Genomic DNA, 12,582 nt, shown 5'->3' with positions numbered 1-12,582 from the left:
GGGTTAGCCTCGCAGGACGACTAAGACGACGGCTCCGGCGGCGACGGCCATGATTGCCACCCCGCCGAAGATGCTCCCGGCGTTGAACCCGTCAGGGAGTTCGATCGACGCCCCTCCGCCGCCCGCGGACGGTCCCGATTCTTCTTCGCTCAGGGCATCTTCCCATGCTCCCGTCGACTTGTTGATGTAGGTGATGTACTCAGTCGAATTGTAGGAATCGTACTGCGGTTCGTCGTAGTCCGTCTTGTTGACCGAGTTGCCGGACTCATCAAACATCGATTTGATTACAAATTCGCCCTTCTCAAAGCGTTCCTGCGAACCGGCTGTCTCGTTGGCCATGACGACGGTTCCGCCGAGAGTCGTCGTGTTGTACGTCGTTCCCGTCGAGAACCCGCCAGTCGGAACGTTCTGAGCGAATAGGAGGCCCTGATACGTCCGGTTCTCGACGTACCCGGTGTACTCCCACTCGCCGGTCGTCGCATTCCGGGTTCGGTCAGTATAACCGCTGTACTCTACGACCATCGTAGAAGTCTGTGACGCGTTGGGTTGGGCGATGCCGAGCAGGGTCAGCGCCGCGGTCTCGTAGCGGTCACTCGTCACGTTCGCGTCGTCGTCGCCGATGAGATGACGCGCTTGGCCGTCGATCCCGCGAAGGTCGGAGACGGAGATCTCCCCGTTGTCGAGCGCGGTGTAGATGTCTTCGGAGAACCCGCTGACGTAGTTTCCTGCGACCGTTGACGCCTGTGTCTGGATTTCTTGGCTGGTTTCATACCACTGCTCGAAATCGTACACAGTCGCCGATTGAAGGCCCGACCCGGTTACGGACTGGACGGTCATAACCGGCTCAACTTCGATGTAACCCATAATGTCCGCACTCTTATTTTCCGAACCAACGTTCTCGAACTTCGCAACGTCGTTAGCATCGAACCGAATCCGCCCGTCGTCCGTGACTGTGTACTTATCGGACAGGGGGTCAAGACGGAACCGGATATTAACGACCTCATCGAACGAATTGTCGTCAAACTGAACGGCAAATTCGGGGACGAGATACGTGATCTCTGTCCCGTTGTTCAGCGTCCCCGTGTTCTCGTGAACATCGACCAATGCAGTCGTATTCCACGAATCGTATTCGTCGTCCTCTCCGTGGTCGGTCACAGGCGGCCCGGAGATAAACGTGTCATCTATCTCTGAGGAACTCTGTGCAATGTCCGCGCCCTGATTGAGTTGAGCCACCTGCTTGTTGTGGTAATTTACAAGATTCTTTTGATGAACGGAATAGTAATCACGGATTGCTGACCGGGCCATCTGGTCCGCTTGAGTCGTCGTGTTCCCCTGCTCGTACGCGGTTGCGATTGCGTTCCGAGCATCGATAGACGCGACCGTTCCGGTATCTTGCAAGTAGTTCCCAAAGAGTGAGAAATACGCCGACGCGCTCTCGTACTCTCCGGTACCAATGCTGTGAATGCTGACCTTGGTGTCTTGAGCGGTCACACCCGTCGAATAGCTCGCCAACGCCGCACCGGAAGCGCAACCCACCGGGTTCGTGACACATCCGACGCTCGCGGCCGTGACGATCGCGTAGTCGACCGCTGACGTGTTATCCTGCGCGGTCGCCGTCGTCGCAGTCGGCGTCGAGGCCGTCGCCGCACTCCTGGTGTCCGCGCTCGGCGCGGTCGCCGCGGCCGCCGCCGGTCCCGCCAGCGACGAGACGAGCAGCAGCCCGACGAGCGCGAGAGAGACGATCCGCCGCGTCATCGGTTCCCCCTCTCAGCTTTGGGCATGGGCTGATGGGCTGTCATAGTCCCCCCACTTGCGCCAGCAGTGTCGCAGCGAACGCAAGCGCGGCCGATGCGCCGCCGTACGCCGCCAATAGGATGTCTTCGTTCTCTTCTACGAACGTCGAAAAGCGGTTTATCATGGTCTGAATCCTCCGAATCCAGGTTTACTTGTAGGCGATCAGGTAGAACGCCGCGCCGTTGAGGAACACGCTGAACCAACCGATGTACCACATGTCGGCGACGGCGACGCTGACGGCCGGAACCAGCGCAGTCAGGACGTTCAGCAGCACCGCCAGGAGCATCACGATCGTCTCGATGTCCGTGTAGTCCTCAGGCGTGTTCTCGTTGGTGAGCCACCCGACCACCAGGACGGACATGCTGACGATGAACGCGAACGTGATCTCGGTGCCGTGAGCCGCGTACAGTGCGTCCGACAGCGCGAGGTTCAGCGGGTCGGAGAACTGAAGCGTCCCGACCGCCCCGACGCTGAACGACGCGAGGACGAACAACGGCGCAAGAACGCTGTCTGTGAGGTCGATACCGTCCTCCCGGCGAAGGCCGGAAGGCACGTACTGTTGGGGTATGTTGAGTGCCATACCGCCGCGCTGTCCGAAACCGGCTAGGAAAAGGATATGCAGCAGGGTGGAAGTTAAACGCCCTCGGCGCGGATGTGGTAGAGCGTTCCACTCGGGGGCTGTCCGTCCCGTACTTGGGAGTTGCACCACGGGCAGTCGGTCACCACGCCATCGACACCGCAGACACGGGCGTATTTCGAGCTGACTTCCTCACCGCAGGAGCGACAGGTTGGCACGCTAATCCGCCCCCGTGGCCTGTCGCTGGCCCTTCTCGTCTTCGACCTTCCGGTACTTCCACTGCTTCGGGTCGGCGCACTTCGGCTTGACCCGTACAGCTACCTCGGAGTTGAGATTCCGCCCGAAGACACCGCTACACTGGATGCGGACGTACCCGCGCTTTTCGAGCGGGCGGAGCGCCCCGACCAGATCGTTCCGGTTGTACCGGGTGTCCTCGGCGACCATTCCGCCTTTCACCCGCAGGTTCAGGATGAGCTTCTTGTTGGCGTGCCGGAGGCAGGCCCGGTACAGCTCGGTCAGGTCCTCACGGTCGGGCCAGTACTCGCCGCCCACGTCGCGGGTGGCGTCGCCGTGTTCGTCGAGGATGTCGTCGACGGCGTCCCGGAGCAGCCGGGCGCGGGAGATGTCGAGTTCGTCGGCTACCTCGTCGAGTGCGTCGCACTTCGACTCGTCGACGCGGAACTTCACCTGCTTACGACGGTCGCCCTCCTCGTGGATCTGCTTACTCACGGCGAACCCCTCCGTTTCTCTTAGCTTTGCTTACAGGAATGGTACCACTCTGGTACCGCGGTGGTACCACGGCAAAACCACGGGACAGGGAGCGGCCGACCCCCGTGATCGCAACGTGGGTACCACACCCCCCAGGGGATGCGGTGGGGGTGTCGTGCGCGCTCTCGGGCGTGCCCGCGCGTGACTGCCGCCGCGTTCGGCGTCGCACCGTCATCGTTCACCCCCGACAGAGAGCCACCAGGGCGGCGAGAGGTGCGTCTGTCCGGTGTCTAGGTCGGTCACTGCGAGGTCCGAGCGGACCCACCGCCACCAGCACGAAGCGACGTGAGCGCACCAGCCGCGGTAGTGGTAGCCGTCACAGTCGCACTCGGCCCGCAGGGTACCGTCGTAGATGGTGAACAGCACGCGGTGGGGATCTCCCTCGCCGAGCAACACGACCCGCTCAGCGGCCGAGACTGGCCCGCCAGCGTCAGCCTCCTCTTGGGCGCGCCGCCAGGATGCCGACATGGTCCAGTCGTCGGGGAACGTCAGTCGGTCGGGTTCGCCGAGCTTGCGCTCCAGCTCTGCGGCCGCTTGTTCGACGGCCTTGCTCATAGCGGCACCTCGCTCGTCTTCGTGAGGCACCCGCTGACACGGTCCGAGACGCCGCCGCCGAACTCGTAGGTCCCGACGCGGCTGCAGATCTCGCACTCGTACTCCTCCCAGTGGCGGCCGTCGCGGTCGGGATCGCTGCCCTCCGTGACGCGCACCGGCCCACCGCACTCACACCGGAGCGTCACGCGGACCACCTCCGCGTGGCTACGGGAAGTGAGGGACTGCGAGGGGTACCGGGAGAGGTGCTTCCGGGCTGATTCAGATCGGCCGGTTCCGTTTTCGCTGAGACGACCGAAAACGGACGGTTACGACGCTGTAGACGCCGCTTTAGTTCGGCTGAAAAGCGGTAAAATTGAAGATGGGCCAACGCGGATTTGAACCGCGAACCTCCCGGTTATCAGCCGAGCGCTCAACCTGATTGAGCTATTGGCCCCGAACGCACTCAGTCGTTGTCGGTTGGAACCTTTAAGCGTTTCCTTCTTGCACCACGCCGCCGTCGTCCGGTTAGCGGTCGTCGTCCTCGAAGTCCACGTCGTACGCGTCGTCGCCGAGATCGTAGGTGTCGTCGGGGCCGTCGCGCTCCCGGTCGGCGTCGCCGTCGGGGAACCCGAACGTGTACACGTTGCCGGTGGCGAAGCCGCCGGTCTTCTCGTCGACGTACGGCGTGACGACCCAGCGCTTGAGCGCCATCCGTATCAGCGCGCGGGTCGGCGGGAGCGCAAGCAGGAGGCCGACGGCGTCGGTGACGAGGCCGGGGGTCAGGAGGAACGCGCCGGCGGCGATGAGCAGGCCGCCGTCGAGCAGGGCGTCGGTGGGCGGTTCGCCCTGAGCGAGCGAGCGCTGGATCTTCGCCATCGTGCGGCGCCCCTCGGCGCGGACGAGCAACATCCCCACGAGCGCCGTGAGCACGACGAGCAGGACCGTCTCGACGGCACCGAGCAGTTCGAGGGCGACGTAGATGAGAAACAGCGCGTCGAGCAGCGGGATGAGCAGCAGCGCCAGCAGCCACCAGATCATACTCGTCCTTCCCGGGCCGGCCTCAAAACCCTTTATACAGCCGCGACGGCCGCAGGGCCGGTGCGAAGGCCTTACGCCGCGGGCCGCCTACCCCGAGGTATGGACGACAGCGCGGCGGCGACGCGGGTCGAGTGGCGCGAGTGGGGGCCGGCGGCGTTCGAGGCGGCCGACCGCGCCGGCAAGCCGGTGTTGCTCTCGCTGGCGGCGACCTGGTGTACGCACTGCCACGAGATGGACGAGGCGACGTACTCCGAGCCACGCATCGCGGCGAACGTCAACGACGGGTTCGTCCCGGTGCGGGTCGACGTGGACCGGCACCCCCGGGTCGGCGAGCGGTACAACATGGGCGGGTTCCCCTCGACCGTGTTCCTCACGCCGGACGGCGAGGTGCTGACGGGGGCGGGCTACCTCGGCCCCGACGGGATGCGACAGGTGATAGACAGCGTGCGGAAGACGTGGGACGCGAAGGGGACGAGCGCGGGGAGCGTCCCCCGCGCCGTCCAGGGCAACGACACGCCGGCGGGCGAACTCACCGACGACGTGGAGGGGCGGATGGTCGGCCAGCTTCGCGCCGCCTACGACGAGACGGCCGGCGGGTGGGGGACCGACGCGAAGTTCCCGATGCCCCGCACCGTCGAGTTCGCGCTGAAGCGGGAGCGCGAGCAGGCGCTGCGCTCGCTCTCGGCCGTGAGCGCGAACCTGCTCGACGACTACGCCGGCGGCTTCTTCCGGTACGCCACGGAGGCCGACTGGAGCGGGATCCAGTACGAGAAGGTGCTGGACACGAACGCCGCCCTGCTGCGCGCGTTCGCCAACGGCTACCTCTACACCGGCGACGAGTCGTACCGCGAGCCGGCCGAGCGCACGCTGGAGTACCTGACGACCACGCTGTGGACGGGCGAGGCGTTCGCCGGCAGCCAGTCGGCCGGGGCGAGCGCGGAGTACTACACGCTGGACCCGACCGACCGCGAGGACGCGGACGCGCCCCCGGTCGACGACACGGTCTTCGCCGACTGGAACGCGGTCGCGGTCGACGGCCTGCTCACGCTCCACGCCTACACCGACGACGAGCGCGCCCGGCAGTACGCCGAGCGTACGCTCGACCACCTCCGGACCGAACTGGTCGACGGCGACCGCGTGGTCCACTACCGCGACGGCGACGAAACGGGCGAGCGCGGCCTGCTCGCGGACCACGCCCGCGTCGTCGCTGCGCTCTCGACCGCCCGGCAGGTGCTCGGCGCGGACACCCTCGCCGACGCCGAACGGCTCGCCGACTACGTCCTCGACGACCTCCGTTCGGCGGGGTCGTTCACGGACGGCCCGGCCAGCGGCCCGGCGCTGCTGGACCGCCCGCTCCGCCCGCTGGACGCCAACGTCGAGTTCGCCGACGCGCTGCTGGACCTCCACGCGCTGACCGGCGCGGAGCGCTACCGCGAGGCCGCCCGCGAGGCCGTCGAGGCCTTCGCCGGCGCGAGCGACCGGTTCGGGCCGCAGGTCGCCCACTACGCCGCCGTCGCGTCGCGCGTCCGCCGGGGGGGACTCACGGTCGCCGTCGCCGACGACGCCAGGTCGGACCTCCACCGCGCCGCGCTCCGGATGGCCGACCACGAGAAGGTCGTCGTCCCGGACGCTACCGGCGACGCCTACGAGCGCGGCAGCGCCTACGTCGTCGAGGGCGGCGTCCCCGACCCCGAGACGGTCTCGGAGCCGGCCACGACGCCGGACGAACTTGCTGCCCTCGTCGCCGAGCGCGTCCAGTAGACCGCCAGCTGGTCGTCGCCGGCCGTCGCGGCCGTCGCCGGATTCCCGTGCCACATCTGTAACCGAGCCTACAAACCTTCGGTGCGTTTATGGTGTTGTAGCCTGAGAACGGGACGTATGGCGAGTTTGAGGGACCTGGGGCTGTCGGAGTACGAGGCGCGCGCGTACCGTGCGCTGCTGAACACGGGACCGACAACCGCCAAAGAGTTGTCACGGGCCAGCGACGTGCCGATGGGCCGCATCTACGACGTGCTGAACAGCATCGAGCAGTACAACCTCGTCCGGAGCCAGACGGCGAGCCGGCCGAAGAAGTACGTCGCCGTCGAGCCGTCGACCGCGCTCGACCGCCTGCTGGAGGACAAGAAGCGCGAACTCGACGAGAAGGCCGAGCAGTACGAGAGCATCGTCGACGACCTGAGCGACGAACTCGACGCCGCCGAACCCGTCGAGGAGCAGTTCTGGACCGCCGCGGTCGGCCCGGAGGAGACGACCGACCTCCTGCTCGAACGCCTCTCGGCGGCCGACCGGCGGGTCGTGATGGTCGCCTCCCACCAGTCCCCGCAGTTCGACATCAGCGAGGTGGGCGTCCTGATCACCGAGCAACTGGAGGAGGCGCTCTCCCGCGGCGTCGAGGTCGACCTGCTGATGACCCCCGGCCTCGTCGACTCGCTCCCCCCGGCCGTGGGCAAGCGCTACCGCCGGTCGCTGTCGGACCACCCCGACTTCAACGTCCGCACCACCGACGCCATCTCCGGGACGTTCAACCTCATCGACGACATCGAGGTGTGCATCCAGGTGCCCAACCCGCTCGACGCCGACGAACCGTTCGCCATGATCGACCTCAAGGACCCCGAGTTCGCCGCTGACGTGCACGAAACCTTCCAGCCGACGTGGGAGGAGGCCGAACCCCTTTCCTTCTAAAGAAAGCCCTTGCGCGCCGCTGGCGCGGCGCGCTGCGCCCTTTCAATGTCCTCCACGACGCGCTCGCGTAGCTCGCGCGTCGGTCCAAGCCCGCTAGTTTGCGCGAGCGCTGACGGTCGTCAGCGCACGCTTTGAGTGCCTGCCCTTCCCCGGACGCTCGCCCGCGGCGCGTGCAAGCGCCGCGCGCTCGCGCTGGCCGCGTGGCAATGTCGAATACCGCTACGTACAGCGGTTTCGTGACTGGATCGGTGACCGATGTGGTAACCATATCGGTGACCACAACGGTTGAAACCAAAACGGTCTGGATACGGCGGTCGCTCCAGGCAGTGCACGTCGGAACCGAAGGTGAGAAACGAGCCGCGTTACTCGAAGTCCGCGGCCAGTTCGCGGCGGACGGTGCCGACCTCGACCTGGCGCTCGGCGTGGGCGTTGTGCTGGTGGATCGACTCGTCGTTGGACTGCTTCATCGTCACGATGGCCTCGTCGGGCAGGTCCGGGAACTCCCGGACGACGCCCTGGGCCATCGAGCGCACGCAGTCCTCGACGAACTTCGCGTTCGCGTGGGCCTGATAGGTCATGTGGTCCTCGTCGGGGCGCTTCGCGAGGTTGTAGATCCGCGCGCTCATCGAGTCGCGGGCCACCTCGATCAGTTCGTTCAGGTCGACCTCCGGCGCGCCCTCGCTCTCGACGGTCAGCGTGGCGTGGCCGCGCTGGGCGTGGCCGGCCTGGGGAACCTCGGCGAGGAACTCCCGGACGTCGTCCTCGGCGACGTCGAGTTCGCGGAGCTTCTCCCGGGCGCGCCCGCTCATCATCTGCTGGGAGCAGGGACACACCGTCATCCCCGTGACGCGGGCACCGATCTCCTCGCGGGTGCCGTCCTCGCTCGCCGTCGCGCTGGCGATGATGTCGACGGTGTTCTGGGTCGGCTTGCCGCTCTCGGGCGTCTCGTCGCGGACGACGTACTCCGCCTCCATCGACACCTCCGCCTTGGTGGTGTAGTCGTGCTTGTCGAGCAGGCGCTCGGCGGCGTCGCCACAGACGTCCTCGACGCGGTACGTCTCCTCGCTCACCGCCTCCTCCAGTATCTCGTCGACGACCTCCATGTTGCGGGACATGTCCGCACCCTTCCGCCAGCTCGGCAGGTCGACGAACACCTCGAACTCGGCGTTCAACACGATCGGGCGCTTGCCGTTCCGTGCGATCTTCACGAGCTTCTCGACGCCGGTGACACCGACCTGACTCAGCCCGACAGTCACGTCCGGACTGGCGGCCTGCACGTCCGGCAGTTGCTCACTCATCGGACACTGTTAGGGAAAGAACGCGATTAGGCCTTTCGGAACCGGGAGTCCTGCCGAGATCCGGGACGTGCCGGTCAGTCGAGCTTATCGAGCGCCTGGAAGAAGTCGACCGGCGGCCCGGCGATCCGGACCGGCGTCTCCGCGGTCGTCACCCGGACGGTCGCCGGCGGCGACAGCTCCTGCTGTGTCCGGCCGTCGCTGATCGCGTAGCCGATTTCGGCGTCCTCGATCCGGACCGTCACCTCGCTCCCGTCGTCGGTCACCAGCGGCGGCATCCCGTCCTCGGCGCACATCTCCGTGACCACCAGCGCGTCGACGCCCGGCCGGACCAGCGGCCCGCCCTCGCTCAGGTTGTACGCCGTGCTCCCGGTCCCGGTCGCGATGAGGACGCCGTCGGCGTGCCCGCTCGCGTACGCCGCCCCGTCGACCTCGACCGTGATCGTCGCGCCGTTGTCGGGACCGCGCTGGCGGCCCTGGACGACCACCTCGTTTATCGCCGGCTCCAGTGACCAGCCGTCGCCCGCCGCCCGCAGGCGGGGCTCCTCGCGGTATCTCGCCGTCCCGGTCTCGCGGAGCCGGGCGACCTCGTCGCGGACCGCGTCGACCGCCTCCGCCGGCGGGACGGCGTTGAGAAAGCCGACCTCGCCGAGGTTGACGCCCATGATCGGCGTCGACCCCGCGCCGCGGGCCGCAAAGAGGAACGTGCCGTCGCCGCCGATGCTCACCACGAGGTCGCAGTCGGCCATCCGGTCGACCGCCACACCGTCGACCGACAGCGCCGAGGCGGTCGCCGCGTCGACCAGGCAGTCGACGCCGTCGGCCGACAGCGTCTCGCGGAGGTCGGCGACCAGTGTGGCGGCGCGGTCGTTACCCCGCTGTCCGACGAGCCCGACGTGCATGGCTCCCCGTTGCCGTCGGCGCGTGAAAAACTCCCCGTTGGGCAACAAGCATTATTTATCCCGGGCGGTCAATCCTCCGGTAGTACTGTGGCGACCCAGCGCGTTACGACCGCGGCGACGACGGCGGAGTGGCCGACGGCAACACTCCCCAGCGACGCGGACACCGTCGACGCCGCCGGTCGACCAGGGTGGTCGCCGTGAGCGACCGCCTCGACGACGACTGGTTCGAGAGCGCCGTCGATGACGGCTCTGCGGACGAGACGGACGAGGACGACACGGAGCCGAGAGCCGACGACCCGGCCGACGGCACCGCCGAGGCGGAGCCCTCGACCGACGACGCTCCACCCGCCGACCCCGACACCTCGGCTGACGACACCGACACCGACGACGACTCGCTGTTCGAGGACGACTTCGCCGACGCGCTGTCGGACGCCGGCAGGACCGACCTGCCGGACGACGACGCCGAGGGGTTCGGCGAGGCCCTCGACGTGCCGGACGAACCGTTCGGCGAGGACGACGGCGACCCGGTGAGCAACGAGTTCGGCGTCGGGGGCGGCGACTTCGGCATGGGCGCGGTCGGCGGCGACTTCGGCGGCGGGTCCGCCGGCGAGTTCGACGACGAGCGGCTCGACTCCGACCTCCCGCGGATCGAACTCGGCATCGACGGATTAGACGAGATGATCCAAGGCGGCGTCCCCGAGCGCTCGCTGATGGTCACCATCGGCAGCGCGGGCACCGGGAAGACCACCTTCGGCCTCCAGTTCCTCAACCACGCGCTGGAGGCCGGCGAGCGCGCCATCTACATCACGCTGGAGGAGAGCCGCAAGCGGGTGATCAACAGCGCCACCGAGAAAGGCTGGGCGTTCGACGAGTACGTCGACGACGACCGCCTCGCGATCGTCGACATCGACCCCATCGAGATGGCAAACAGCCTCGCCTCGATCCGGAGCGAACTCCCCCGGCTCATCGAGGAGTTCGGGGCCTCGCGGCTCGTGCTGGACTCCGTCTCGCTGCTGGAGATGATGTACGACGACCGCGCGACCCGCCGCAACGAGATCTACGACTTCACCAAGAGCCTCAAGCGCGCCGGCGTGACGACGATGCTGACCAGCGAGGCCAGCCAGGACAACGCCTACGCCTCCCGGCACGGCATCGTCGAGTACCTCACCGACGCCGTGTTCGTCCTCCAGTACGTCCGCCCCTCGGACTTCCGGGAGACCCGGCTGGCCGTCGAGATCCAGAAGATCCGCGACGCCAACCACTCCCGCGAGACCAAGCCCTACGAGATCACCAACGAGGGGATCAGCGTCTACCGGCAGGCGAACATTTTCTAAAACGACGACCTTTTTCCCGGTCGGGTGTCCTCGCGGGGCTTCGCCCCGCTGCGGGCACCCTCCCGGCAAAAAGCTCGGCCAAAAACTCCGGGCGCTCCCGCCGGTCGCTCGCGGATGCTTGGATGCGGGTCGTCAGCTCACAGCCGCCGCAGGAACGTCCGGAGTTCGGCAGTTGCGGCGTCGGACGCGTCGCGGAACACGTAGTGGCCGGCGTCGGGGATGTGGACGAGCCGGCCGTCGGTCAGCCGGTCGGCGGCGTTCAGGTCGTCCACGCGGTCCGGGACGTCGAGGTCGCGGCGCAACACGAGCGTCGGGCGGGTGATCCCGTCGAACGCCGCCGCGACCGGTCGGTGTTCCTGCGCGAGTTTCGCGATGTGGGGGCTGCAGTCGTCGACCGCTGCCGCCAGCCGGCGCGCGTGGTCGGGGTCGCAGTCGTCGTAGTGTTCGTCGATCCGTTCCGCCACGGACTGCGCTTTCGCCTCCTTCAGGCGCTCCCGGGCGGCCGACCGTGCCGCCTCGACGCTCATCTCCGGGCGTCGCCGGAATCGCGACGGGTCTTCGAGCACGAGGCCGCGAGGCAGGTCAGGATGCTCCGCGGCGGCCAGCGCGACCGTCGCAGCCCCCATCGAATGCCCGACGAGGACCGGATCGGCGAGGTCCAGCCCCTCGACGAGTCCGACGAGGTCGGCGATCCGCGAGTCGATGTCGTACCCGGACTCCGGGGCGTCCGACCGGCCGTGACCGCGTGCGTCGTAGGCGATCACCTCGTGCTCGTCGGCCAGGTCCGACCCCAGCGGCACCCAGCGTCGGCCGCTGTCGAACATCCCGTGCGCGAGAACGACCGGCGGCCCCTCGCCCGTTCGGTAGTACCCGAGGTCGATACCGTTCGCCCGGACGGTCCCCGCAGTCCAGTCGTCGGGCAGCGTCATGCGTCGGTCTCACGCGCTCGTCGGAAAACGCCTTCCATCGCGCAGCTGTCAGCACCGGTCCCCGGCCGCGTGCGGGGCGGTCGGGACATCGTATCAGTCGGGATCTTTGACCCGCATCGAGAACCCCCACGTGAACGACTCAGTCGATCCGTCGGAGTCGGGCGACGGCTCCCCGACGGTCACCGCCGCCTCGAACCGGTACTCGTCGGATGACAGGTAGCCGTCGACGCGGCCGTCGTGCAACACGGCGTAGTCGGTGGCGACTGACTCCCCCGAGGCGTACGTCCGGGCGGCGCAACCGTACCCGCCGAACCCGCCCGGCGACGCCGGCAGGTCGGTCGCGACCCACCGCGGTCCCACGTCGTCCGACTGGTCCATCCCCGCGCGGCGTCGGAGCCACAGTCCTGCCGGGTCGCTGCCCTGACGCTCCCGGTTTAGCAGTACGCACCCGCCGGTGCCCACCGAAAGCTCCCGTGGTTCCCCCTCGTTCGTCGTCGTGAGGCGCACCGTCGCGGTGCTCTCCCCCGTTATCCGTCGGTCGAGTAGCTCCGCGCGGATCCGAACGCCGTGTCCGTCCGGTACGGCGTTCTGGTCGATGATGGCGACCCGCCGCTGGAGACCGTCCGTGACGGTCGGCGTCGACCGGAGCGGTTCGGGGACATTCACGCAGCCGGCGACGCCGACGGCCGTCCCGGAGCCAAGCAGCCCGAGCAGCGTCCGACGGTTCAC

14 protein-coding genes and 1 tRNA gene are annotated in these 12,582 nt (G+C 67.6%); 3 read left to right on the top strand and 12 right to left on the bottom strand.

The features are described 5' to 3' along the window. Nucleotides 1-3: 3 nt before the first annotated feature. The 8 genes from D8896_RS02680 to D8896_RS02650 form a co-directional block, all read right to left on the bottom strand. Nucleotides 4-1,755, bottom strand: a complete 1,752-nt coding sequence (locus D8896_RS02680; RefSeq protein ID WP_121820521.1) for a hypothetical protein — start codon at nt 1,753-1,755, stop codon at nt 4-6. Nucleotides 1,756-1,942: 187 nt separating this feature from the next. Further along, a complete protein-coding gene (locus tag D8896_RS02675) occupies nt 1,943-2,374 on the bottom strand; it encodes a hypothetical protein (protein WP_121820520.1) in 432 nt (143 codons plus the stop codon). A 53-nt stretch (nt 2,375-2,427) separates the two neighbouring features. Beyond that, the gene (locus D8896_RS20210; RefSeq protein WP_449404861.1) at nt 2,428-2,589 is read right to left on the bottom strand and encodes a DUF7563 family protein; all 162 of its coding nucleotides are present in this window, start codon (nt 2,587-2,589) and stop codon (nt 2,428-2,430) included. A gap of 1 nt (nt 2,590) precedes the next feature. After that, a complete protein-coding gene (locus tag D8896_RS02670) occupies nt 2,591-3,100 on the bottom strand; it encodes a hypothetical protein (RefSeq protein WP_162991401.1) in 510 nt (169 codons plus the stop codon). Nucleotides 3,101-3,310: 210 nt separating this feature from the next. Continuing rightward, complete coding sequence (locus D8896_RS02665; protein ID WP_121820518.1) at nt 3,311-3,694, bottom strand: hypothetical protein; 384 nt, start codon at nt 3,692-3,694, stop codon at nt 3,311-3,313. Continuing rightward, complete coding sequence (locus D8896_RS02660) at nt 3,691-3,879, bottom strand: hypothetical protein (protein WP_162991400.1); 189 nt, start codon at nt 3,877-3,879, stop codon at nt 3,691-3,693. Before D8896_RS02660 ends, D8896_RS02665 begins: the two co-directional genes overlap by 4 nt. A gap of 174 nt (nt 3,880-4,053) precedes the next feature. Beyond that, nucleotides 4,054-4,127 (bottom strand) — tRNA-Ile (locus tag D8896_RS02655). 71 nt (nt 4,128-4,198) lie between these two features. Further along, the gene (locus D8896_RS02650) at nt 4,199-4,711 is read right to left on the bottom strand and encodes an FxsA family protein (RefSeq protein ID WP_121820516.1); all 513 of its coding nucleotides are present in this window, start codon (nt 4,709-4,711) and stop codon (nt 4,199-4,201) included. 99 nt (nt 4,712-4,810) lie between these two features. On the opposite strand from D8896_RS02650, the gene D8896_RS02645 reads away from it, so the two are divergent. Further along, nucleotides 4,811-6,472: a DUF255 domain-containing protein gene (locus D8896_RS02645; protein WP_121820515.1), complete on the top strand. Its 1,662-nt coding sequence runs from the start codon at nt 4,811-4,813 to the stop codon at nt 6,470-6,472. Nucleotides 6,473-6,589: 117 nt separating this feature from the next. After that, nucleotides 6,590-7,393: a TrmB family transcriptional regulator gene (locus tag D8896_RS02640; RefSeq protein ID WP_121820514.1), complete on the top strand. Its 804-nt coding sequence runs from the start codon at nt 6,590-6,592 to the stop codon at nt 7,391-7,393. 362 nt (nt 7,394-7,755) lie between these two features. Here D8896_RS02640 and mptA read toward each other — a convergent pair whose 3' ends face one another. Both mptA and D8896_RS02630 read right to left on the bottom strand, forming a co-directional pair. Then, nucleotides 7,756-8,691, bottom strand: coding sequence for a GTP cyclohydrolase MptA (mptA, locus tag D8896_RS02635; protein ID WP_121820513.1), 936 nt, complete (start codon nt 8,689-8,691; stop codon nt 7,756-7,758). Between the two features lie 74 nt (nt 8,692-8,765). Then, nucleotides 8,766-9,590, bottom strand: coding sequence for an NAD(+)/NADH kinase (locus D8896_RS02630; protein WP_121820512.1), 825 nt, complete (start codon nt 9,588-9,590; stop codon nt 8,766-8,768). A 188-nt stretch (nt 9,591-9,778) separates the two neighbouring features. On the opposite strand from D8896_RS02630, the gene D8896_RS02625 reads away from it, so the two are divergent. Further along, nucleotides 9,779-10,924, top strand: coding sequence for a KaiC domain-containing protein (locus D8896_RS02625; RefSeq protein ID WP_375137046.1), 1,146 nt, complete (start codon nt 9,779-9,781; stop codon nt 10,922-10,924). Nucleotides 10,925-11,061: 137 nt separating this feature from the next. Here the strand turns inward: D8896_RS02625 and D8896_RS02620 are convergent, their stop codons facing one another. Both D8896_RS02620 and D8896_RS02615 read right to left on the bottom strand, forming a co-directional pair. Continuing rightward, nucleotides 11,062-11,853, bottom strand: coding sequence for an alpha/beta fold hydrolase (locus D8896_RS02620; RefSeq protein ID WP_121820511.1), 792 nt, complete (start codon nt 11,851-11,853; stop codon nt 11,062-11,064). Between the two features lie 93 nt (nt 11,854-11,946). Further along, on the bottom strand, nt 11,947-12,582 hold the full coding sequence (locus D8896_RS02615) for a hypothetical protein (RefSeq protein ID WP_121820510.1): 636 nt from the start codon (nt 12,580-12,582) through the stop codon (nt 11,947-11,949).

It is taken from the genome of Halostella salina, assembly GCF_003675855.1.
Classification (GTDB): Archaea; Halobacteriota; Halobacteria; order Halobacteriales; family Natronoarchaeaceae; genus Halostella; species Halostella salina.
The sequence above is the reverse complement of the archived record's forward strand: the minus strand, read 5'-3'. Positions and strand labels throughout refer to the sequence as shown.

Bases quoted from the DNA above. Each gene is read 5' to 3' on its own strand.
- D8896_RS02650 (WP_121820516.1), bottom strand. From the start codon at position 4,711: ATGATCTGGTGGCTGCTGGCGCTGCTGCTCATCCCGCTGCTCGACGCG.
- D8896_RS02665 (WP_121820518.1), bottom strand. From the start codon at position 3,694: ATGAGCAAGGCCGTCGAACAAGCGGCCGCAGAGCTGGAGCGCAAGCTC.
- D8896_RS02640 (WP_121820514.1), top strand. From the start codon at position 6,590: ATGGCGAGTTTGAGGGACCTGGGGCTGTCGGAGTACGAGGCGCGCGCG.
- D8896_RS02680 (WP_121820521.1), bottom strand. From the start codon at position 1,755: ATGACGCGGCGGATCGTCTCTCTCGCGCTCGTCGGGCTGCTGCTCGTC.
- D8896_RS02630 (WP_121820512.1), bottom strand. From the start codon at position 9,590: ATGCACGTCGGGCTCGTCGGACAGCGGGGTAACGACCGCGCCGCCACA.
- mptA (WP_121820513.1), bottom strand. From the start codon at position 8,691: ATGAGTGAGCAACTGCCGGACGTGCAGGCCGCCAGTCCGGACGTGACT.
- D8896_RS02675 (WP_121820520.1), bottom strand. From the start codon at position 2,374: ATGGCACTCAACATACCCCAACAGTACGTGCCTTCCGGCCTTCGCCGG.
- D8896_RS02645 (WP_121820515.1), top strand. From the start codon at position 4,811: ATGGACGACAGCGCGGCGGCGACGCGGGTCGAGTGGCGCGAGTGGGGG.
- D8896_RS02620 (WP_121820511.1), bottom strand. From the start codon at position 11,853: ATGACGCTGCCCGACGACTGGACTGCGGGGACCGTCCGGGCGAACGGT.